Here is a 22,084-nt window from a genome sequence, read left to right as displayed (position 1 = left end):
AGCCTGGCACACGGGCGGGTGCCGGTGCGGGTGACGGCGCGGCAATCGGGTGGCGCTCCGACGGCGCGCGCACCGAGGATGCGTCCCGTGGACGACGTGGACGTGGCCGACGACGGACGGAGCGGTCCGGGTGCGGAGCGACCGCTCACCCGGTGGGTTCAGCGCGCCCACGCCGACGCGTGGCGGGAGCTCGCGCTGTGCCGGCCCGACGGTGCGGTGCTCGACCTGCCCGGCGCGACCCTGGTGTCGTCGGGGCTGCCGTTCCCGCAGTACAACGGCGCGGACGTGAGCGACCCGACCCTGGTCGACGTCGACGCCGTCGGCGCCTGGTTCGCCGCGCGCGGCCTGCCGTGGGCGTGGCGGCTGCCGGCCGGGACCCCGTGGCCGCACGGGCCGCTCGTCGTCCGGCAGCGGCTCATGGGGGCCCGCCCGGACGAGCTGCTGCCGGCTGCCGCACCGGACGGTCTCGTGCTCCGCGCGGCGGATCCCGAGGACCTGGGGACGGTCGCCGCCGTGGACGTCGAGGCGTTCGGCGGGGACGTCGCCGCCGCGCGCGCCTGGATCGGTCCGCAGCTCGCGGCGACGCACGTGACCGTCGGCCTCGCGCTCCTCGGCGGCGAGCCCGTCGGCACCGCCTACACGGTGCGCTCGGACGGCGCGGCCGGCCCGGCCGTGCTGCTCGCGGGCGTCGGCGTGGTCCCTCGGGCGCGCGGTCGGGGCGTCGCCGCCGCGCTGTCGTCCTGGCTCGTCGCCGAGTCCGTCGAGGCGGGTGCCGAGCTCGCGCACCTCCAGCCCGACGACGAGCGCGCGGCGCGCGTGTACGCACGGCTGGGCTTCAGCGAGGTGGGTGGCCTCGACATCCGCGCCGCGCCCGAGGGCCCGTCGGCGTCCTGACCCGCCGGTCGGCGGCCGCGGTGTCAGAGGTCGCCCCTAGCCTCGAACCATGCTCCTGCTCGACGACGCGACGATCGTCTACTCCGCGACGGACCTGGCCACGGCCTCGTCCTGCGAGTACGCGCTGCTGCGCGGGCTCGACGCGAAGCTCGGTCGGGGCGAGGACCTCGTCCTCCCGCAGGACGCGATGCTCGAGCGCGCCGCACGGCTCGGCGACGTCCACGAGGCGCGTGTTCTCGCCGAGCTGGTCGAGCGCTTCGGCCCGTGGGACCCGTCCGCAGGGACGGGCGTCGCGCAGGTCGAGCGGCCCGGGCGCGCGCTGGCGCGGGACCGCGCGACGCTGGCGGCGAAGCACGCCGAGACGCTCCACGCACTCCGCACGGGCGCCGACGTCGTGTTCCAGGCGGGCTTCTTCGACGGGCGCTTCGGGGGCTGGGCGGACTTCCTCGTCCGTGAGCGCGCGCTCGAGACCGCCGCGCCCGTGTACGCGGTGCACGACACCAAGCTCGCGCGGCACGCCAAGGTCACGGCGCTGCTCCAGCTCGCCGCGTACGCGGACCAGCTGCTCGCCGACGACGTCGCCGTCGCCCCCGAGGTGCACCTCGTGCTGGGCGACCGCACGACGACGAGCCACCGCCTCGCCGACCTGCTCCCGGTCTACCGGCTGCGCCGCGCTCGCCTGGAGCACGTGCTCGACGAGCACCAGGCGCAGCCCGACCCGGTCGCGTGGGGCGACCATCGGTACCGCGCCTGCGGGCGGTGCGCGGTGTGCGCGCCGGAGGTCGAGCGGACGCGGGACGTGCTGCTCGTGGCGGGCATGCGGTCCACCCAGCGCGCACGGCTGCGTGACGTCGGGATCACGACGCTCGACGAGCTCGCCGCGAGCGCGGGGGCGGTCGACGGCATCGGTTCGGGCACGCTCGAGGGGCTGCGCGCGCAGGCGCGGCTCCAGGTGCGGCAGGACCCACCGGTCGGCGCCCCGTCGGAGGTGGACGGTCCGGTCGTCGACATGTTCGCGCCCGAGGTGGTCCACGCCCTCCCAGCACCCGACCCGGGCGACATCTTCTTCGACTTCGAGGGCGACCCCCTGTGGACGGACGACGGCGCCGACTGGGGCCTCGAGTACCTGTTCGGCGTCGTCGAGCACCCGACCCGAACCGGCGGCGAGCCCGTGTTCCGGGCCTTCTGGGCGCACGACCGCGCGGAGGAGAAGAAGGCGCTCGAGGACTTCCTCGCGTACCTCACCGACCGCCTCGAGCAGCACCCCGGCATGCACGTCTACCACTACGCGGCCTACGAGAAGACGGCGCTCCTGCGTCTCGCGGGCCGGCACGGGGTCGGTGAGGACGTCGTCGACCGGCTCCTGCGCGCGGGCGTCCTGGTCGACCTGTACGCGACCGTCCGGGCGTCGCTGCGGACGGGCCAGCGCTCGTACTCGCTGAAGAAGCTCGAGCCGCTGTTCATGTCCACGAGCCGCAGCGGCGACGTCACGACCGCGGACGCCTCGATCACCGAGTACGCCGACGCGTGCGCACTGCGCGACGACGGCGACCTCGACGGCTGGCGCGACCGACTCCGCGCGATCGCCGAGTACAACGAGTACGACTGCGTCGCGACGCTGCGGCTGCGCGACTGGCTGCGTGAGACGGCCCGGTCGGCATCGGCGGCGGCCGGGACGACGTCCGCAGACGCCGCTGCGGCCGGGGACACGGCCGACACGGCCGACACCGAGGATGCGCCCGAGCGCGACGACCTCGCCGAGCGGCTGCTCGCGTTCGCCGACGACCCCGCCCTCCGCGCCCCGGACGGCAGCCGGACGGCGGACCAGCAGGCCGTCGCGCTGCTCGCCGCGGCGCTCGGCTACCACTGGCGAGAGACCAAGCCCTTCTGGTGGGGCCACTACGACCGGCTCGTGCACGAGCCCCCGGACTGGAGCGAGAAGCGGGGGACGTTCGTCGCCGACGAGGTCGAGGTGCTCGAGGGCTGGCACGTGCCCGACGGCAAGCGCACCACCGTGCGCCGCCTGCGGCTCGTGGGCCGGCTCGAACCCGGGTCCGACCTGCGCGCCGGGTCCTCCGCGTGCGCGCTGTACGACCCTCCCGTACCGGAGTGCGCCCAGGTCTCGGTCGACGGCCGACGCGGGTGGACGGCCAAGGTCACGGTGCTCGAGGTGCGCGCCGAAGGCGACGGCGCTGCCGTGCGCGACGTCCTCGTCGTCGAGGACGGGCTGCGCGGGAAGGACGCCCCGCACGACGCGGTCCCCATGGCGCTCGCGCCCGCCGTCCCGCCGGACACCCGCGGGATCGCCGCGGCGATCCGCACGCTCGCGGAGCAGGTCTCGGACGGGCTCCCCGGACTGCCCGACCACCCCGCGATCGACCTGCTGCGGCGCCGCGCCCCGCGGACCCGCGCTGGCGCGCTGCCGGGTGACGGGACAGGCGACACCGACACGATCATCGCTGCCCTGACCGACCTCGACGGCTCGTACGTCGCGGTCCAGGGACCTCCCGGGACGGGCAAGAGCCACACGGGCGCCCACGTCGTCCGCGCCCTCGTCGAGCGCGGGTGGCGCGTCGCCGTCGTCGCCCAGTCGCACGCCGTCGTCGAGAACCTGCTCACGAAGGTCGTCGAGGCAGGGGTCGACCCGGCGTGCGTGGGCAAGCGGCCCGACGTCACCGTCGGACCCTGGCAGTCGCTCAAGGACACCACGGCGATCGCGGCGTTCCACGCGGCGCAGGCCGGCGGGTACGTGCTCGGCGGCACGATGTGGGACCTCACCAACCCGGGCCGCGTGCCGCCGGGCGGGTTCGACGTGGTCGTCGTCGACGAGGCCGGCCAGTTCTCCCTCGCCAACACGGTCGCGGTGTCGACGGCGGCGAGGAACCTCCTCCTGCTCGGGGACCCGCAGCAGCTCCCGCAGGTGAGCCAGGGCCGGCATCCCGAGCCCGTCGACCGGTCGGCCCTCGGCTGGCTCACCGACGGCCACGACACGATGCCACCCGAGCTCGGGTACCTCCTCGCGCGGACCTGGCGCATGCACCCGGAGCTGACCAGGGTCGTGTCGACGCTCTCCTACGACGGGCGCCTGACCGCGATGCCGCTGACCGCCGACAGGTGGCTCGAGGGCGTCGAGCCGGGCGTGCACTGCGTCCTCCTCGACCACGAGGGCAACGCGGTCGCGTCACCCGAGGAGGCCGACGAGGTCGTCGCCCAGGTCGACCGGCTCGTCGGCCGTCGCTGGGTCGACCCGGCCGCCGGCGAGGACCGACCGCTGACGGCCGCGGACGTCGTCGTCGTCGCCCCCTACAACGCCCAGGTGTGGACCATCCGGCGTGCGCTCGAGGCTGCAGGTCACGGTGCCGCACAGGTCGGCACCGTCGACCGTTTCCAGGGTCAGCAGGCCCCCGTCGTCGTGGTGTCCATGACGGCGTCCTCGGCCGACGACGTCCCGCGCGGCATGGAGTTCCTGCTCAGCCGCAACCGGCTCAACGTCGCCGTCTCACGCGGCAAGTGGGCGGCGGTCGTCGTGCGCTCGGCCGCGCTCACCGACCACCTCCCGCACCGGCCAGCGCAGCTCGAGGAGCTCGGCGCGTTCATCGGCGTCTGCGAGCGCGTGTCCGAGCCCGCAGCGCGGTCGAGGCACGAAGCCCTGACCTCGGCCTGACGGCGTCGCCGGCGGAGCCGCCCGGCGGCCTGGCCCGGCCACCCGGGGGCATGGCCTGTTCCCCCGCGCGCGCCTGGCGCGTCCCCGCGGCATCCCCACCGTCTCCCTGCCCGCTGTGCGGACTCCGTCGATCGCCGAGCGACCGACCGACTCCGCGCAGCACACGCCCGCGACGCCGAGCCCGCCTCCCCGGCGAGCCGGAGGGGTCTCAGCGGGCGGAGCCGCCCGAGAGGAACACCGTGCGGACGAGCGCGATGACGTCGTCCTCGCCGGCAGTCGAGGCGTCACGGTGCGCCTGCATCCACACGGCGGGGTTGCTGATGTCGCCCTCCGCGCGCTCGATCAGGTACGTCCCGGGCGCGCCGTCGTCGGCGAGGCACGTGACGTGCCAGGTCGCGACCGTCCGCGACGAGGGGTCGACGCCGTGCAGGGACAGCACGACGCGCTGCTGGTCCAGACGAGGCTGGGCTGTGGTGGTCACGGGGTCCTCCTCCCGGAGTGCTGGTTCGTCTCCCCACCCATCGACGCCGCCGGACGGCGGCTGAGCCCCCTCCGAGGGTGACCCTGCACGCGGCACCCGTCCGGGCGACACGCCGCACACGCACACCGACCCCGTCCGGCGGCGCCGGCATCCGGCTCACGCCACCGCGACCCCGTCCGGCGGCGCCGGCATCCGGCTCACGCCGCCACGGCGGCGGGCAGTCACGCCCGCGTCCGGCTCCCGCCGCGCCCGGACCCCCGCGCCGCTCTCCGGTTGCCGGTCGCGCCCTGCCGTCGTTCCATCGTCGGCATGACCACGCCCGACGGCCCCGACGCCGCGCACCAGGTCCCCGACGGCGTCGGCGACGCGACGGTCGAGGCGGTCGGCAAGCTCACCGCCGCCCTCGAGGTCGTCGAGGAGGCCCGCGGGATGCTCTACGGCGTCCACCGCATGACGGGGCGCGCCGACAACGACCTCCTCGAGGCGATCCACGCCCTCGAGGACGCCGGCCACGCCGACCTCGCGCGTCGGATCCGCGAGGACCTCTTCGGCCAGAACGTCCTGAGCCACCGCTGGACCTTCCAGGTGGTCGAGGACTACGACGACAACTACTGGTCCCGCTGGCGGCACTGGGAGAAGGCCGCGCGGGACGAGCTCGTGCAGGGGCGCCGCCACGTCTACGAGGCGCAGCTCAAGGAGCAGAACCGCACCCACGGCCGCCCGGGTCACGAGGCCAGGCCGGTCGACGGCGCCTGAGGCCCGCTAGGCGCGGCCGGTCGACGGTGGCTCGGGCCCGGTAGGCGCGGCCGGTCGACGGCGCTGAGAGCCCGGTCCGCCAGACCCGTCGGCTGCCCCTGATCGTCGGTCGGGCGCGGGCGCCGCCGACCCTGGCCCGGTCAGCCCTGGTCGCCGCCGACCCGGCCTCGTCAGCCCGGTCGACGCCTCTGGACGACGACCACCGTCATCTCGGTGTCCGCCCACGAGGTGTGCTGCTCCCCCGCCGACCAGACGACCACGGACCCAGCCCGGACCTCGTGCTCGACGTCGTCGCCGGCGGCGACACGGCCGTTCCCCGAGACGACGAAGAACACCTGCTCGCGGCCGGCGGGGTGCTTGGGGAGCGACGCCCCGGCCTGGATGACCGCGACGTCGACCCGGACGAGCTCGGCGTCGGTCCCCGGCGTGAGCATGCTCATCACCACTCCGGGCACACCCGACAGCGGCGACGGCTCGACGTGCTCCAGCCTCATGCCCCACCCCCTCCGGGCCCCCGCCCGGGCGACGCCTCAGGCGTCGGCGAACGCCGCCAGGCCGAGCGCGACGGACCGGTCGAAGAGCAGCTCGCGCTCCTCGGCGGACAGCGACGCGTCCTTGAACAGCAGGTCGGAGATCGTGCAGATCGCGAGCGCCTCGCGGCCCTCCGCGTCGGCCACCGCGTACAGACCCGCGGCCTCCATCTCGACCGCGAGCGTGCGGTGCTTGACGAGCGCCTCCATCGTCGTGGGCCGGTCGGCGTAGAAGTTGTCGGACGAGAGCACCGTCCCGACGTAGACCTGGCCGGTGCGCGCGCGGCGCCGCCGTCGGCCGTTGCCCTTCTCCGTGGTTCCGGCCCCGCTGGCGGGCGCCGAGCCGGGCCCGATCCCCCCGGCGGCCGCGGCTGCGGCGGTCAGGCCGAAGCTCGCCACGTGGCTGTAGTGCATCCCCGGGATCTTGTTGGCGCTGATGCCGGAGTCGGTGTGCGCACCGGAGGCGATGACGACGTCGCCGACCTCGAGGTGGGGCGCCATGCCGCCCGCCGTACCGATGCGGATGATGCGCTGCACGTCGTAGAAGCGGAACAGCTCGGTCGCGTAGATCGCGATGGACGGGATGCCCATGCCCGACGCCAGCACCGACACCGGTCGGCCGTCGAACGTCCCCGTGTACCCGAGGATCCCGCGGACCTCGGTCACGAGCCGGGCGTCCTGCAGCACGGTCTCCGCGATGCGCTTGGCCCGGCGCGGGTCACCCGGCATGAGGACGTCCGGTGCGAAGTCACCCGTCTCGGCGCTGATGTGCGGGGTAGGCATGGTGGCGACTGTAGTTCAGCGGGACGTGCCGGGCGGCGTGCCCCCCGGCGTGCTGCCGCCGCCCCCGGCGACGCCTCCCGGGTGGTCACCCGGATGGTCGTCGAGGACCTCCTCGGTCTCGCTCGCGTCCCGGCGCAGCAGCAGGATGCTCACCGCGAGCCCGCCCCAGATGAGCAGTCCCGCGAGGACGAGGAAGACGATCGCGATCGGGGTCACCGGGCACCTCCGGACGGGTCGGTCGGACGGGGCGGGGGAGGCCCGGCCGGGGCGCCGCCGACGCGCGCGCCGGACCGGTGGATCCCGGGCAGCGCGTCCGGCACGAACTCGTCGATCGGCCGGCGCCACGGCACGAGCGTCATGCCCACGGCCACGAGCAGCGCGACCGCCACCGAGCCCCAGCCGAACGTCGTCAGGAACCACACGGGCATGTCGCCGTAGCGCTCGGTCAGCAGCGTCCGGATGCCCGACACGAAGATGTACCCGAGCACGAGCGGCACGGCGATCGCGATGAGGTACCGCCACCACCCGCCGACGACGACGCCCGGCCGGTCGTTGAGGTGCGTCTGCAGCTCGCGGAGGCGGCGCAGGACGAGGCCCAGGACCACCGCGGTGACGACGGCGCTGCCGACGACGCCCACCTCGTTGATGTACTTGTCGGCGACGTCGAGGACGAGCACGCCGGTCGTCGTCGAGAACAGCACGGTCGAGATGACCGCCGCGGAGCCGCCGACGACGACGGCCGCGGTCCGCGTCGACCAGCCGAGCTTCTCCTGGAACGCGGCCGACACGACCTGCATGATCGAGATCAGGGACGTCATGCCGGCGAGCGTGAGCGACGCGAAGAACAGGACCCCGAACACCGGGCCGCCCGGCATGAGGCTGAGCAGCTGCGGGAACGCGACGAACGCGAGGCCGACGCCCTGGATGGTCTCGAGGTCCGCGACGGCGACGCCCTGCTGCCCGGCCATGAAGCCCAGCGCGCTGAACACCCCGATGCCCGCGAGGAGCTCGAACGACGAGTTGCCGAACCCGACGACGAGGGCCGTCGACGTGAGGTTGGCGCGGCGCCGGAGGTACGACGCGTACGTGACCATGATCCCGAACGCGATCGACAGCGAGAAGAAGATCTGCCCGTAGGCGGCGATCCACACGCCCGGGTCACGCAGCGCCCCGAAGTCCGGCGTGAAGAACGCGTTGAGGCCGTCCGCGGCGCCGGGCAGCGTCACGGCGCGGACGACGATCGCCGCGAACATCACGACCAGCAGCGGGATGAACACGACGTTCGCGCGCTCGAGGCCCTTCTGGACGCCGAGCGCCAGGATCACGATCGTCACGCCCCAGATGAGCAGCATGGGGACGAGGACGCCCGGGACCACCTCGACGGAGACGAGCTCGTTCTCCGGGACGCGCAGGTACTCGCCGAAGAGGAACCCGGCTGGGTCGTCCCCCCAGGCCTGCGTCGCCGCGAAGACGGTGTAGCTCGCGGCCCACGCGATGATGACCGTGTAGTAGAGCATGATCACGATCGAGATCCCGACCTGGAACCAGCCGAGGCTCTCCGCGGGACGCGAGATGCGCCGGAACGACGTGGGCGCCGCGCCGCGGAAGCGGTGGCCGATCGAGTAGTCGAGCAGCAGGACCGGGATGCCGGCGGTCAGCAGCGCGACGAGGTAGGGGATGAGGAACGCCCCACCGCCGTTCTCGTAGGCGACGCCCGGGAACCGCCAGATGTTCCCCAGACCGACGGCCGAGCCGACCGCCGCGAGGATGAAGCCCAGCTGCCCGGACCACTGCTCCCGCGTGTGTGCCACGGCGGATCCCTTCGACGCTGCGATGCGCTGCCGCTCGAATCTAGGTCCGGGAGCGCCTGGTCGGCATCCTCGCGCGTCTCACCACGCGCGCTTTTCCACGATCACTGGGTGGGCAGCACGACGTCGGAGCCCTCCGCCTCGATCCTGACGCCCTCCTCGACCACCGTCAGGCGCGTGAGCTCGAGGCCCTCGGGCAGCTGGTCCACGGGCACCGTGAGCGCGTCGAACCGGCCGCCGAGGCCGGGGACGTCGTCGGGGTCGACGCTGCCGCCGAGCGCCCTCAGCTCGACGACGTCGACCGCGATCTCACGCCCGGCGGCGGCGGGGGCGAGCACGACGTCGACCGTGGCGGTGAGGACCTCGAATGACGTGACGAGGTGCTCACCCTCGACGCGCAGGTCCGCCCCGAGGTCGAGGACCTCCGACAGGTCCTCGGTGCGCGCGAGCGCGGACATCGTCGCCTCGCGGGCCGTCGTGGGCTGGTCGGTGCTCACACCGGCCAGGTGGACGTCGACGTCGTGCAGCGGGAGGCCCTCGAGGACGGCGGACGGAGCGGTGACGCGCACGGTGTCGAGCTCACCGCCGATCAGCTGCGTGAGGAACGGGACGCCGCCGATGGCGACGTCCGGCTCGGTGTCCAGCCCGGGGATCTGGCGACGCAGCTCCGAGGCGAGGCGCTCCTCGGTGCGGTCGCGCGCGACGCCGTCCGCGACGACCGCGCCGCCGACGAGCACGCCGAGGACGAGCACGGTCCCCACCACGCCGCGTGCACCCATGGTCGAACCCTAGGGACGGGCGACGGACCCCGCCGTGCGAGGCGTGACGGGCGGCCGCGGACGCGGCTCGCCGCCCCGGCTCGGAGCCCTGGCTCGGAGCCGTCGGGGCCGCTGCCTGCATCGCGCCGCCGGGTCACCCGGGAGTGTGATCTGTCTCACCATTCGGCGCGGCGGCACGAATATCCGGCGGGGATGCACGATATGCCCGACATCGCTGGCATGCCCCTCGCGGCGGACCTAGCCTGATGGTGTCTCCTCAAGGGTGAGGGCTGGGTGTGGACGTCGTCGCGTGGGTACTGCTGCCGGCCGTGGTGATCGGCCTCGTCGGCATGCTCGCGCTGCGCGGGCACCAGCACCCGCCCGGCTTCCGGGCCGTGCTCGGTGCGATCGTCGGCGGCCTGTGGCGGTGGGTCCGCCGCGGGGCTGGCCGGCACCGGGACCGCGAGCAGTCGCACGAGGCGTCGCGGCGCGGGGGCGTCCGCCCCGACCGCCGCGGCCCCGGTCACCACGCCGACGCACCCGACCCCTTCCACGTCCTCGAGCTGCAGATGCGGCTGGGCTTCCTCGCGGACCAGGTCCGCACGCTCGAGACGGACCCGACGATCTGGGCGCGGGGCCGTCGGCTCATGGCGACCCGGGCGGCGTACGACGCGCTGCTCGCGGAGGCGTGCACCCTCGCCGGGGTCGACCTCGACGCGGCCACCTGGCCCGCCGCGGAGGCGGACGACGAGCCGGTCGAGCCGACCGTCGCGGTCGGCGACACCGTCATCGGGCCGCCGACGCAGCGCCCCGGCCCGGAGGTCGCGGACGCGGCGCTCCTCGCGGGCCTGCTGCACGAGGAGCCCGGGCTCCAGCGTGACGAGATGCGGCGGTTCCGCGGCGAGATGGAGCTCGCCGCACGCGGCTGGTCCTGGTAGGTCTCCACCGCTGGTGGGCCTCCGCCGCTGGTGGGCCTCCGCCGCGGGTGAGCCCGCCGCTGGTGGGCCCTGGTTCCCGGCGCCGCGTCAGGCGCGGACGGTCAGGGTGCTCCCGCCGCGCGGCAGACGCCGGACCTCGACGCGCTCGGCGATCGACTGCTTGAGCGCCTCGACGTGCGAGACGACGCCGACGACGCGCCCGCCCTCCCGGAGCCGGCCGAGCTCGGCCAGGACGACCTCGAGCGTCTCGGCGTCGAGCGTCCCGAAGCCCTCGTCGACGAAGAGCGTCCCGAGGTCGGTCCCGCCGGCCTCGGCAGTGACGACGTCCGCGAGCCCGAGCGCCAGGCACAGCGACACGTAGAACGTCTCGCCCCCGGAGAGCGTGCGCGGGTCGCGCTCCGCCTCGATGTGGTGGTCGACGACCTTCATCGCGAGGCCCGTCCGGCGGGCGCGCACGGCCTCCTTCTCCTCGCTGCGCACGAGCTCGAACCGTCCTGCGGACATCGCGGTCAGGCGTGCGTTGGCCGCCGCCACGACGTCCTCGAACCGGCGCGCGAGGACGTACGTGGCGAGCGTGAGGCTCTTGGTGTTGTCCCCGCCGCTGGCCGCGGCGAGGTCGGCCATCCGGACCACCGGGACGGCCTCGCGCCGGAGGTGCTCGGCCCCCGCGAGTGCGGCGCGCAGCCGGTCGACGGCGCGCTGGGCGGCCCGTGCGCGGTCCGCGACGCGGGCGGCGTCCTGCGACGCCTCCGTCGCGGCGGCCTCGGCCCGCTCGTGCTCGGCCGTCGCCGTCTCGACGTCGGCGTTCGCGTCCTCCGCGAGGTCGCGCAGCACCGGCTCGGCGAGGCCGGCCTCGACGGTCGCGAGCGCCTGCCGGTGCTCGTCGACACGTCGCGTCCACGCCGCGACCGTCGTGCTCGGTGCCGACGCGGCGCGCGCGGCCGGGGCGTCGGGGAGGTCGGCGACGACGAGCGCGGCGGCGACCTCGCGCTCGCAGCGGTCGGCGTCGGCGTGGGCGCGTTCGAGCGCACCGAGCGCGTCGAGCCAGCGGCCCACCTCGAGCGCCCGCGCCCGGACGGCCGCCACCCGCTCCGCGACCGACGCGCACCCGTCGAGCTCGGCGGCGACGGTCGCGGCGTCCGCGTCGACCTGGCGGTGCTGGGCGTCGATCCGGGCGCGCTCGCCGCTGATCCGCGCCGTGAGCACCGAGAGCCGCTGGTCGAGCGCGACGGTCTCCTCGTCGTGCCGGACGAGCTGCCGCTCGAGCTCGGTGCGACGCCGGACGGCGGCCCGCGCGCGCGTGAGGTGGTCCTGCGCCGCGAGCAGCGCGACCTTCGCCGCCTCCGGGTCGAGCCCGCCCGCGGCGACGAGCCGTGCGGCGGCCCGCTCGCGCAGGGCCGCGACCCGTGAGCCGGCCGCCGACGCGGCCGCCTCCGCCGCGGCACGGGCCGACTCGGCAGCGGCGACCTGCTCGTCGTCGACGTGGTCCGCCCCGATCGACGCGGGCGCGGGGTGGTCCGGGCTCCCGCAGACGACGCACGGCTCACCGTCGGCCAGGGTCGTGGCGAGCTCGCCGGCGACGCCTGCGAGGCGTGCGGTGCGCAGCGTGGCCTCGTGGCGGACGGCGTCGGCGGCGCGCGACGAGAGCGACGCGGCCTCGGTCGCAGCACGCTCGGCCTCGATCGCGAGCGCCGCGGCGTCGTCGGCGGCCTCGAGCTGCTGCTCGGCCACCCCGACGGCGGCCTCGGCCGCGGCCACGCCCTCCGCCGCCTCGCGGGCCTCCGCGAGCGACTCCTCGACGCGCAGCCGTCCCTCGGGCCGCTCCGCGCGGGCCGCCTCGAGCTCCGCCTGCTCCACGAGCAGGTCCTGGAGGGACGCCTCGTCCGCGGCCACGGCCGCGCGTCGGGCGGGCAGGTCCGCCTCGACCTCGGCGACGCGGGCGAGCACCGCGAGGAGGCCCGTGCCGTCGTCGCGTGCGGCCTCCAGCGCGGTGGTGAGCCCGTCGTCGGGCAGGTCGCGCAGGTCCTCGGGCGCACCGGCCCGTGCGACCGCGACCGCCTCGACGGCGTCGGCCCGCGCGGCCGTCGCGCGGTCGGCCCGCTCGAGAGCCGGCACGACGCCGGCCGCCCGCACCGCGGCGTCGCGCCGTCGGGCGAGCTCCGCCACGTCGTCGGCCTCGTGCTCGAGCTCGGCACGGCGCTCGCGCAGGCGGGCGCGCCGCTGGACGGCTTCCGCGAGCGCACGCTGCTCGTCGAGCGCCGCACGGGTCACCGCGCACGCGGCCCTCGCGTCGGTCGCGACGGCCTCGGCTGCGCGTGCGGCAGCGGTCAGCCGGTCGACGTGGGCCGCGGCGAGCTCCTCGAGCCGGGCCGACGCGTCGTCGCCGATCCCGGCGGCCGCGGCGTCGGTGAGCGCCTGCGCGTCGTCGGCGTCCAGGTCGGCGGCGCCCGCGAACCCCGCGACCTCCTGGCGGACGAGCGCGGTCGCGTCCTGCACCTGGCGTGCGACCTCGGCGCGCATGCGCTCGAGCCGCACCTGGAGGCGCTCGTACAGGCCCGTGCCGAAGACCTTCTGCAGGAGGCCGCGGCGGTCCTCGGGGCGCGCGCGCAGGAAGTGCGCGAACTCGCCCTGGGGCAGGACGACCGTCTGCACGAACTGGTCGCGCTCGAGGCCGACGACGCGCAGGAGCTCGGCCCCGGCCTCGTCGAGGCGCGTCGACAGCAGCTCGCCGTCGTCGGGCCGGTCGGGGCTCGCGAGCCGCCACAGCCGGACGCTCGCCTGCTGCGTCGTCGTGCCGGTGCCGCGCTGCTTGGGACGCTGGTACTGCGGCGTCCGGCGCACCCGGTACACGCCCGACGACGTCTCGAGGACCAGGTCCACGAACGTCTCGACGTCGGGCGTCGCATGACCCGAGCGCAGCCGGTCCTCGCTCGCGTCGCGCGACGCGACCTTGCCGTACAGCGCGAACACGACCATGTCGATGATCGTCGACTTCCCCGCGCCCGTCGGGCCCTCGAGCAGGAAGAGCCCGCCCGCGCCGAGCTCCGCGAAGTCGATCGTGTGCCGGCCCGGGAAGGGGCCGACCGCCTGGAAGGTGAGCGTGTGCAGGTGCATCAGGCGCTCCGCTCCGCGGCGAGGACGTCCTCGTAGGCGCGCCGCAGGACCGCGACCTCCGCGTCGGTCGGCGCGGCGCCCGTGACGTGCTCGACGAAGTCGGCGGCGACCTGGAGCGGGTCGCTCGCGGCCGTCACGACGCGCGCACCCCGGACCTCCTGGTCGCGGTCGGGGCGGTGCTCGACCGCGAGCGCGTGCGGGAAGCGCGACCGCACGCGCGCGTAGAGCTCGGCGGGGCGCGCGGCGTCCGTGACCACGACGCGCAGCCAGTCCTCGACGTGCGGCTCGCCCGCCGCACCGAGCAGCTCCTCGAGCGTCCCGCGGACCTCCGCGAGGCGTCGCGGGACCGGGGCGGGCACCAGCTCGGTGCCGCGGACGCCGTCAGGGCCGAGGTCGACCAGCACGGTCGCCTTGCGCTGGTGCATCTCCGAGAACGAGTACGCGAGCGGCGACCCGGAGTACTGCAGCACGGGACGGCGCCCCTCGGCGTCGTCGGGTGCGGTGAGGCGCTGCGGACCGTGCAGGTGCCCGAGCGCGACGTAGTCGACCCCCGCGAACACGCCGGCCGGGACGGCGTCGACCCCACCCACGCGGATGTCCCGCTCGGAGTCCGACGCCGCGCCGCCGACGACGAACGCGTGCGCCATGACGACGCTCCGTGCGCGCGGACCCGAGGCCCGCGCGGCGAGGTCGGTCCGCACGCGACGCATCGCGGCACCCATGACGGCCTCGTGCGAGCGCGCCAGCAGACGCCGGCCACCCGCGGAGACCTCGTCGCCGGGTCCGGCCGCGTCGTCGTCGGCGAGCTCACGGCGTGCGGCGTCCGGGTCCAGGTACGGCAGGGCGTGCACGACGACCGGCCCGTCGTCGTCGGCCAGCTCGACCGGGCGGCCCACGTCGGCGACGCGCGCGCGAAGGTGCACGCCGCGCCGCATGAGGTCGGCCGCGAACCCGAGCCGGACCGCCGAGTCGTGGTTGCCGGGGGTCACGACGACCGCCGCGTGCTCGCTCAGCCGCGAGAGGGCGTCCGCGAGGAGCGCGACCGCCTCGACCGGCGGCACGGCACGGTCGTACACGTCGCCCGACACGACGACCACGGCCACGTCCTCGGTGCGCGCGAGGTCGACCAGGTGGTCGAGGTACGCGGCCTGGTGCTCCAGCAGGTCGACACCGTGGAGCGTGCGCCCGAGGTGCCAGTCGCTGGTGTGCAGGATCCGCATGGCGGCGACGGTAACCGAGCCCTCCGACACGTCCCGACCCGCCGCGCGGGGTCACCCGATCGGGTGGCGGGCGGGTGCGAGGATCTGCGGGTGAGATCGGTGCGGGCCCATCAAGTCGCGGGGCCGCGCGCCGATGGAACGAGAGCCCAGCGCCGGCGCCCGCCGTCGGCCTGCCCCGCACCGGACGATCACGCCTGGAGGTCCTGATGTCGCCCACGCCCGAGAACGGTCCCGGCCTGCGGCTGGTGCAGGAGGCCGGCTCCGACGACGGCGCCTTCGCGGGGCTCACCACGGCGTTCCACGACCTCGACGAGTACGTCGCGCTGCCGCGCATGTCGGGCCTCGTCCTGTCGCCCGACGGCTCGCGCCTCGTGACGCAGGTCGCGACGCTCAACCACGACGCGACCAAGGTGCACACCGCGCTGTGGGAGGTCTACCCGACGCGCGCCCGGCCCGCGCGCCGCCTCACGCGCAGCGCGCAGGGCGAGTCGGGAGCGGCCTTCACGCCCGACGGCGACCTGCTGTTCACGTCGTCGCGTCCCGACGCCGACGCGACCGAGGACGCCGAGAAGCCGCTCGACAAGCCGGCCCTGTGGGTCCTGCCCGCGGGCGGCGGCGAGGCGCGCATCGTCGCGACCCGCCCCGGGGGCGTCGGCGGCGTCAAGACGGCCCGCTCGTCCTACGCCGTCGTCTTCACGACCGACATGCACCCGAACGCCAAGGACGGCGCCGACGACGAGCGCCTGCGCACGCTGCGCAAGGACAAGAAGGTCTCGGCGATCCTGCACGACCGGTACCCCGTCCGGTACTGGGACCACGACCTCGGCCCCGAGGCGCCGCACCTGCTCGGCTGGCACTTCCGCGCGGGCGACGACGTCGCGCGCTCGGTCGAGGTCGCGAGCCGCAGCACCGAGCACCTCAAGGTCTCGGACCTCACGCCGACGCCCGGCCACGCGCTGCGCGAGGCCCAGTACGACTTCAGCCCCGACGGCACGTTCGTCGTCTCGACGTGGGAGATCCCGCAGGCCAAGGGCGCGATGCGCACCGTCCTGGTGCGGATCGACGTCGACACCAAGGAGCGCACGGTCCTCGTCGACGACCCCGACGCCGACCTCACGTCGCCCGTCATCTCGCCCGACGGCAGCGCCGTCGTCTACGTCCGCGAGTCGCTCGCGACGGCCGACACCGCTCCGCAGCAGACGCTGCACCTGCTTCCCCTCGGCGACCCGGTCGAGGGCACGAGCGCGTCCGACGTCGAGCCCCGCCGGCTCGTCGCGCACTGGGACCGCTGGACCACGGGCCACCAGTGGCTGCCCGACGGCTCGGGCCTCGTCGTCACAGCCGACCAGGACGGCCGCGCGCCCGTGTTCGCGATCGACCTCGCGAGCGACACGGTCGAGCAGCTGACGTCGGACGACAGCGCCTACTCCGACCTGCAGGTCGCGCCGGACGCGCGGTTCGTCTACGCGCTGCGCAGCTCCTACCTCGCCCCCCCGCACCCCGTCCGGATCCACCTCGCCGAGGACGAGCACGGTCGCCCGCGCGGCACCGTCACCGTCCTGCGCGCGCCCGCGCCGCCGCCCACGCTGCCCGGGACGCTCACCGAGGTCCGCACGACCGCCGAGGACGGCCGCGAGGTGCGCGGCTGGCTCGCGATGCCCGACGGCGCGAGCGCCGAGAGCCCCGCACCGTTCCTGCTGTGGATCCACGGCGGGCCGCTCGGCTCGTGGAACGCGTGGTCGTGGCGCTGGAACCCGTGGCTGATGGTCGCGCAGGGCTACGCGGTCCTGCTGCCCGACCCGGCGCTGTCGACCGGCTACGGCCAGGACTTCGTGCAGCGCGGCTGGGGTCGCTGGGGTGCCGAGCCCTACACGGACCTCATGGCGATCACCGACGCGACCGTCGCGCGCGACGACGTCGACGAGACGCGCACGGCCGCCATGGGCGGCTCGTTCGGCGGCTACATGGCCAACTGGGTCGCGGGGCAGACGGACCGCTTCCGGGCCATCGTCACGCACGCGAGCCTGTGGGCCCTCGAGCAGTTCGGCCCGACGACGGACGTCGCGTTCTACTGGGGCCGCGAGATGAGCCCCGAGATGGCGGAGCGGTACTCGCCGCACCGGTACGTCCAGAACATCGTCACGCCGATGCTCGTCGTGCACGGCGACAAGGACTACCGCGTGCCCGTCGGCGAGGGCCTGCGCCTCTGGTACGAGCTGCTGTCGAGCTCACAGCTCGCGGCGGACGACGACGGGCGCACCGCGCACCGGTTCCTGTACTTCCCGGACGAGAACCACTGGATCCTGTCCCCGCAGCACGCGAAGGTCTGGTACCAGGTGGTCAGCGGGTTCCTCGCCGAGCACGTGCTGGGCGAGGCGCCGAACGGGCTCCCCGAGACGCTGGGCTGAGCCCACCGCACCCGCTCGAGGGCGTCGCCGCAGCCGCGGCGGCGCCCTCGCGCCGTCCGGCGCGACCCGGCGACGCCACGGCGTCAGGCGACCGGCGCGCTCGACTGACGCCACGGCGTCAGGCGACCGGCGCGCTCGACTCGACGGCCATGACGCCGCCCATCCCGATCATGTCGAGCAGCTCGAGCACGTTCGCCTGCGGGTCGCGCAGCACGAGCGGCCGCCCCTCCTCGAGACCGACCTTGTGCAGCTGGAGCAGGAACGCGAGGCCCGACGAGTCGATGAACGTGACGGCCGCGAGGTCGGCCACGACGGGCAGGTCCCGCTGCATGCACTCGACCATCGCGCGGCTCGCCTGCTCGCGCAGGCCCGCGTCGATCTCGCCGCGGAGGCGCACGAGCAGCCGGTGACCCTCGTCGGCGACGTCGATCCCGTCCGCCGGCTCGTCCAGGACCGGTCCCGCGTCCGCGGGCGCGGCGAGGTCGGCTGTCACGTCGTCGTGGATCACTGGCTCTCTCCGGGTCGACTGCGTTCTCTCCCGAGGGAGGACGAACCGGCGGCCGGCAGGGTTCCCGGCCGCGCAGCCGACACTAGGTCCCGACCCTGACAGCCGCCCGACGAGCCGGGCCCGACGGCGACCTCTCCCCGCACGGCCGTGACGGACGTCACCCGGGCGGAGCAGCGGACCCGTCGCTGCGCCCGCCGGCCGCGTCGTCGTCCCGTGGGGCCTCGGGGTCCGTCACGTCCGCGACCGTCGCACCGAGCGCGAGCACGAGGCGGCTCCCGTCGACCGTCGCCGCGACGCCGTGCGCGCCGGCCCCGATCGAGACCGGGTGCCCCGGCACGCGCGCGTCCGCGACGACGGGCAGCGCCGTGAGCGACCCGAACGGCGTGATCGTCCCGCGCTCGTACCCGGTGACCTCGCGCGCGGCCCGCGCGTCGGGCATCGACAGGCGGGACACACCCAGGAGCTCGCGCAGCTTCGGCCACGAGATCGTCCGGTCGCCCGGGACGAGCACGAACAGGTGGTCGCCCTCGCCGCGCCGCACGACCATCGTCTTGACGACGCGGTCGGGCGTCACGCGCCGCGCGGCCGCCGCCTCGGCGAGGCTGCGGACGGGCCCGTGCCGCACGAGGCGGTAGCGCAGCCCGGAGCCGTCGAGCGCGGCGACGGCGCGCTCCTCCCCGGGGGTGGGAGCAGGCGCGTCACCCGGTGACGGGGACGGGCTCCCGCCCGGGCCCGGTGGCGTCGTGTCGGTCACGTCCTCCATCGTGGCCGACTCCGCCCGCGGGCGCCCGTCCCCGTCACCGAGGGGTCTACCTGCGCACCACCAGCACGGGGCACGGCGCGCGCAGCAGCACGGCATGGCTCACGGAACCCAGCAGCATGCGCGCGACGCCGTGCAGGCCGCGGCTGCCGACGACGAGCAGCCGCGCACCCGCCGCCTCGTCGAGCAGGGCGCGCGCGGGCACGCCCTGCACCAGGTGCGGCCGCACGTGCAGCGCCGGGTGCGCACGCTCGACCGACGCGAGCGACTCGGTCAGGGTCGCGGCCGCGTCGGCCGCGGCGCCCTCCTCGAAGCCCCCGGCGATGACCCCCATCTCCGCGTAGACCGGCGGCCGCTCCCACGCGTGCACGACGACGAGCCGGCTGCCCGTTCGCTCCGCCTCGACCGCGGCCGCCCGCACCGCGACGGCCGCGTGCGCCGACCCGTCGCTGCCGACGACGACGCGGTCGGCGTCGGGGCCGGGGAGCGCGGGGACGACCGCGACCGCGCAGTCGGACCCGGCGACGACCTGGTACGCCCGCGAGCCGAGCACGCGCTCGGCCGCCGTGAGCCGGTGCGTCCCGACGACGACGAGCTGGGCCTCGCCCGACGCGCGCGTGAGGGCGTGACCCGCGCGCTCGTGCGACACCTCGGTCGTCACGGCGACGGACGGCGCCTCCGCCCGGGCGGCGTCCGCGGCGCTCGCGAGCACCGCACGCGTCGGGTCGCCGAGGTCGGCCGTCACGGGCACGTCGGGCCCGACGGCGTGCAGCAGCACCAGCGGTGCGCCGCGGTCGGCGGCCGCGCGGGCGGCCCACCGCACCGCGGCGTCGCTGGACCCGGTCGTGGAGATCCCCACGACGACGGGCAGGTCGACGGCGCGCACCTCAGCGGCGCACGACGAGGACGGGGCACGGCGCGTGCAGCACGATCGCGTGGCTCACCGAGCCGAGCAGCATGCGCGCGACGCCCTGCCTGCCGCGGCTGCCGACCACGACGAGACGTGCGTCGCGTGCCGCGTCGAGCAGCGCGGTCGACGGGTCGGCCCGCAGGAGGTGGCGGTGGACCGGCAGGTCCGGGAAGTCCTCCGCGAGGCCCGCGACGGACTCCGCGAGCACGACGCGCGCGCTGTCCTCGACGGCCTTGTCGGGACCGCCGATCGCGTAGCCGAACTCGAGGTACGCGACGGGCGCGGCCCAGGCGTGGACGACGTGCAGCTCGGCACCGGTCCGGTCCGCCTCGACGGCGGCCGCGCGGATCGCGGCGAGCGAGTCGGGCGAGCCGTCCGCGCCGACCACGACGCGCGGCGAGGCGTCGTCGGCGAGCGCCGGCACGATCGCCACGGGGCACTCGGCGCCCGCGGCCACCTGGTACGCGAGGGAACCCGAGAACATGCGCTCGGTGCGGGTCATGCGGTGCGTCCCGACGACGAGCAGCTGCGCGTCGGCCGAGCGCGACGTCAGGGCGCGGCCCGGGCTCTGCCGGTCGACCTCGGTGCGGGCCTCCAGGTCGGGGACGGCCTCGAGGACCTGCTTCTCGGCGTCGGTGAGCACGGCCTGCGCGGCCTGCTCGAGCGCGTCGTCGTACGCGAAGTCCACCGCGAGGGGCGGGTAGCCGACGGCGTGCACGACGACGAGGGGTGCGTTCCGCAGCCGTGCCGCGTGCGCTGCCCAGACCAGCGCGGGCCGGCTGGAGTCGGTGCCCTCCGCACCGACGACGACGGGGCGGGTCATGGCGTCCTCCTCCCGGACGGGGCCCGCGCCCGGAGGTCGGCACACGGGCCGTTCACCTCCACCGTCCGCCTCGTCGGCGGCGGGCGGGAGGGTCCTACGTCCCGGGTGCGGCAGCACGTGGTCCGCCGGACCGCCGGCGATGAGGCGGCGGACCGCCGCCGGTCCGTCCGGCGATGCGGAGGAAATGACCGGCGGACGGGACGCCGCGTCCCGTCCCGGGCGGGCGTGGCATCGTCGGACGGTCAACCCGACCCTGGCCGCCACGGCCGGACCGACGGAGAGGTTCCATGGATCGTCAGCTCGAGCCCGTCTTCGAGCAGGTGCTGCAGCGCAACCCCGGTGAGGCCGAGTTCCACCAGGCCGTGCGCGAGGTGTTCGACAGCCTCGGCCCCGTGCTCCGCCGCAACCCCCAGTACGCCGACGCCGCGGTGCTCGAGCGCATCTGCGAGCCCGAGCGCCAGATCATCTTCCGGGTGCCGTGGGTCGACGACGCCGGACGCGTGCAGATCAACCGCGGGTTCCGCGTCGAGTACAGCTCGGCGCTCGGCCCGTACAAGGGCGGTCTGCGCTTCCACCCGTCCGTGTACCTCGGGATCGTGAAGTTCCTCGGCTTCGAGCAGATCTTCAAGAACGCGCTCACCGGCATGCCGATCGGCGGCGGCAAGGGCGGCTCCGACTTCGACCCGCGCGGCCGCTCCGTGGGTGAGGTCATGCGGTTCTGCCAGTCGTTCATGACCGAGCTGTACCGCCACCTCGGCGAGCACACCGACGTCCCCGCGGGCGACATCGGCGTCGGCGGCCGCGAGCTCGGCTTCCTCTTCGGCCAGTACAAGCGGATCACCAACCGCTACGAGTCCGGTGTGCTGACCGGCAAGGGGGTCACGTGGGGCGGGTCGCTCGTGCGCACCGAGGCCACCGGCTACGGCACGGTCCTCTTCGCGCAGCAGATGCTCCGCACGCGCGGGCGCGAGCTCGACGGCCTGCGGGTCGCGGTGTCGGGCGCCGGCAACGTCGCGCTGTACGCCATCGAGAAGGCGCAGCAGCTCGGCGCGCGCGTCGTCACGTTCTCCGACTCGTCGGGCTACGTCGTCGACGAGGCGGGCGTCGACCTCGCGCTGCTCAAGGACGTCAAGGAGGTGCGGCGCGGCCGCGCGGCCGACTACGTCGCCGAGCGTCCCGGCGCACGCCTCGTCACGGGCGGCAGCGTGTGGGACGTCCCGGTCGACGTCGCGCTCCCGTGCGCGACGCAGAACGAGCTCACGGGCGACGACGCCAAGTCGCTCCTGTCGCACGGCGTCGTCGCCGTCGCCGAGGGCGCGAACATGCCCACGACGCCCGACGGCGTCGCGCTGCTCCAGGCGGGAGGCGTGCTGTTCGGCCCGGGCAAGGCGGCCAACGCGGGCGGCGTCGCGACGTCGGCGCTCGAGATGCAGCAGAACGCGTCGCGCGACTCGTGGACCTTCGAGCACACCGAGGAGCGGCTGACCGAGATCATGGTCGGCATCCACGACCGGTGCGCCGAGACGGCCGACGAGCACGGCGAGCCGGGCAACTACGTGCTCGGCGCGAACATCGCGGGCTTCCAGCGCGTGGCCGACGCGATCCTCGCGCTCGGCGTCGTCTGAGCCGCGTCGTCCGACGCCGCCGAACGGGGCGACCGGACGGCGCACCGGCAAGGACGGCCGAGGGGCCGGTGACCGTCGTGGTCACCGGCCCCTCGGCGTGTCCC

At 75.5% G+C, this 22,084-nt stretch carries 18 protein-coding genes; 6 read left to right on the top strand and 12 right to left on the bottom strand.

Annotated elements, in window-relative coordinates; translation table 11 throughout:
• Nucleotides 1-87: 87 nt before the first annotated feature.
• Together IEV86_RS06920 and IEV86_RS06915 are read left to right on the top strand one after the other, a co-directional pair.
• Entirely contained in the window at nucleotides 88-894 is an 807-nt protein-coding gene (locus tag IEV86_RS06920) for a GNAT family N-acetyltransferase (protein ID WP_052426227.1), read from the top strand.
• 49 nt (nucleotides 895-943) lie between these two features.
• The gene (locus IEV86_RS06915; RefSeq protein ID WP_052426228.1) at nucleotides 944-4,558 is read left to right on the top strand and encodes a TM0106 family RecB-like putative nuclease; all 3,615 of its coding nucleotides are present in this window, start codon (nucleotides 944-946) and stop codon (nucleotides 4,556-4,558) included.
• Between the two features lie 208 nt (nucleotides 4,559-4,766).
• Here IEV86_RS06915 and IEV86_RS06910 read toward each other — a convergent pair whose 3' ends face one another.
• Nucleotides 4,767-5,039: a hypothetical protein gene (locus IEV86_RS06910; protein WP_043606851.1), complete on the bottom strand. Its 273-nt coding sequence runs from the start codon at nucleotides 5,037-5,039 to the stop codon at nucleotides 4,767-4,769.
• A 309-nt stretch (nucleotides 5,040-5,348) separates the two neighbouring features.
• Between IEV86_RS06910 and IEV86_RS06905 the strand changes: the two genes are divergently transcribed.
• Nucleotides 5,349-5,795: a hypothetical protein gene (locus IEV86_RS06905; protein ID WP_043606855.1), complete on the top strand. Its 447-nt coding sequence runs from the start codon at nucleotides 5,349-5,351 to the stop codon at nucleotides 5,793-5,795.
• Between the two features lie 170 nt (nucleotides 5,796-5,965).
• Here the strand turns inward: IEV86_RS06905 and IEV86_RS06900 are convergent, their stop codons facing one another.
• The 5 genes from IEV86_RS06900 to IEV86_RS06880 all read right to left on the bottom strand — a co-directional run bounded on the left by IEV86_RS06900 (nucleotide 5,966) and on the right by IEV86_RS06880 (nucleotide 9,695).
• A complete protein-coding gene (locus IEV86_RS06900) occupies nucleotides 5,966-6,289 on the bottom strand; it encodes a cupin domain-containing protein (protein ID WP_043606857.1) in 324 nt (107 codons plus the stop codon).
• A 36-nt stretch (nucleotides 6,290-6,325) separates the two neighbouring features.
• Nucleotides 6,326-7,108: a purine-nucleoside phosphorylase gene (locus IEV86_RS06895; protein ID WP_043606859.1), complete on the bottom strand. Its 783-nt coding sequence runs from the start codon at nucleotides 7,106-7,108 to the stop codon at nucleotides 6,326-6,328.
• Nucleotides 7,109-7,123: 15 nt separating this feature from the next.
• Complete coding sequence (locus IEV86_RS06890) at nucleotides 7,124-7,324, bottom strand: methionine/alanine import family NSS transporter small subunit (protein ID WP_043606860.1); 201 nt, start codon at nucleotides 7,322-7,324, stop codon at nucleotides 7,124-7,126.
• A complete protein-coding gene (locus IEV86_RS06885) occupies nucleotides 7,321-8,919 on the bottom strand; it encodes a sodium-dependent transporter (RefSeq protein WP_229734532.1) in 1,599 nt (532 codons plus the stop codon). The genes IEV86_RS06890 and IEV86_RS06885 overlap by 4 nt, the downstream gene beginning before the upstream one ends.
• A 101-nt stretch (nucleotides 8,920-9,020) precedes the next feature.
• Nucleotides 9,021-9,695 (bottom strand): LmeA family phospholipid-binding protein, encoded by a 675-nt coding sequence (locus IEV86_RS06880; RefSeq protein ID WP_043606862.1) that lies wholly within the window; start codon nucleotides 9,693-9,695, stop codon nucleotides 9,021-9,023.
• A gap of 275 nt (nucleotides 9,696-9,970) precedes the next feature.
• Between IEV86_RS06880 and IEV86_RS06875 the strand changes: the two genes are divergently transcribed.
• On the top strand, nucleotides 9,971-10,612 hold the full coding sequence (locus IEV86_RS06875; RefSeq protein WP_043606865.1) for a hypothetical protein: 642 nt from the start codon (nucleotides 9,971-9,973) through the stop codon (nucleotides 10,610-10,612).
• A gap of 87 nt (nucleotides 10,613-10,699) precedes the next feature.
• Here the strand turns inward: IEV86_RS06875 and IEV86_RS06870 are convergent, their stop codons facing one another.
• Both IEV86_RS06870 and IEV86_RS06865 read right to left on the bottom strand, forming a co-directional pair.
• A complete protein-coding gene (locus IEV86_RS06870; RefSeq protein WP_188484603.1) occupies nucleotides 10,700-13,726 on the bottom strand; it encodes an AAA family ATPase in 3,027 nt (1,008 codons plus the stop codon).
• Entirely contained in the window at nucleotides 13,726-14,946 is a 1,221-nt protein-coding gene (locus tag IEV86_RS06865; RefSeq protein ID WP_043607474.1) for an exonuclease SbcCD subunit D, read from the bottom strand. Before IEV86_RS06865 ends, IEV86_RS06870 begins: the two co-directional genes overlap by 1 nt.
• Before the next feature lie 206 nt (nucleotides 14,947-15,152).
• On the opposite strand from IEV86_RS06865, the gene IEV86_RS06860 reads away from it, so the two are divergent.
• Nucleotides 15,153-17,354, top strand: coding sequence for a S9 family peptidase (locus IEV86_RS06860; protein ID WP_081978781.1), 2,202 nt, complete (start codon nucleotides 15,153-15,155; stop codon nucleotides 17,352-17,354).
• 118 nt (nucleotides 17,355-17,472) lie between these two features.
• On the opposite strand, the gene IEV86_RS06855 is transcribed toward IEV86_RS06860, so the two are convergent.
• The 4 genes from IEV86_RS06855 to IEV86_RS06840 all read right to left on the bottom strand — a co-directional run bounded on the left by IEV86_RS06855 (nucleotide 17,473) and on the right by IEV86_RS06840 (nucleotide 20,355).
• Nucleotides 17,473-17,862 carry an STAS domain-containing protein gene (locus IEV86_RS06855; protein WP_229734531.1) on the bottom strand — a complete coding sequence of 130 codons (390 nt, stop codon included), beginning with the start codon at nucleotides 17,860-17,862 and terminating at the stop codon, nucleotides 17,473-17,475.
• Nucleotides 17,863-18,019: 157 nt separating this feature from the next.
• A complete protein-coding gene (locus tag IEV86_RS06850) occupies nucleotides 18,020-18,502 on the bottom strand; it encodes an aminoacyl-tRNA deacylase (protein ID WP_052426285.1) in 483 nt (160 codons plus the stop codon).
• Between the two features lie 169 nt (nucleotides 18,503-18,671).
• Complete coding sequence (locus tag IEV86_RS06845) at nucleotides 18,672-19,508, bottom strand: universal stress protein (RefSeq protein ID WP_043607471.1); 837 nt, start codon at nucleotides 19,506-19,508, stop codon at nucleotides 18,672-18,674.
• Between the two features lies 1 nt (nucleotide 19,509).
• A complete protein-coding gene (locus tag IEV86_RS06840; RefSeq protein ID WP_043607468.1) occupies nucleotides 19,510-20,355 on the bottom strand; it encodes a universal stress protein in 846 nt (281 codons plus the stop codon).
• Between the two features lie 287 nt (nucleotides 20,356-20,642).
• Between IEV86_RS06840 and gdhA the strand changes: the two genes are divergently transcribed.
• Nucleotides 20,643-21,980 carry an NADP-specific glutamate dehydrogenase gene (gene gdhA / locus IEV86_RS06835; protein ID WP_043607463.1) on the top strand — a complete coding sequence of 446 codons (1,338 nt, stop codon included), beginning with the start codon at nucleotides 20,643-20,645 and terminating at the stop codon, nucleotides 21,978-21,980.
• Nucleotides 21,981-22,084: the final 104 nt, after the last annotated feature.

Source organism: Cellulomonas carbonis (genome assembly GCF_014636275.1).
Classification (GTDB): Bacteria; Actinomycetota; Actinomycetes; order Actinomycetales; family Cellulomonadaceae; genus Actinotalea; species Actinotalea carbonis.
The sequence above is the reverse complement of the archived record's forward strand: the minus strand, read 5'-3'. Positions and strand labels throughout refer to the sequence as shown.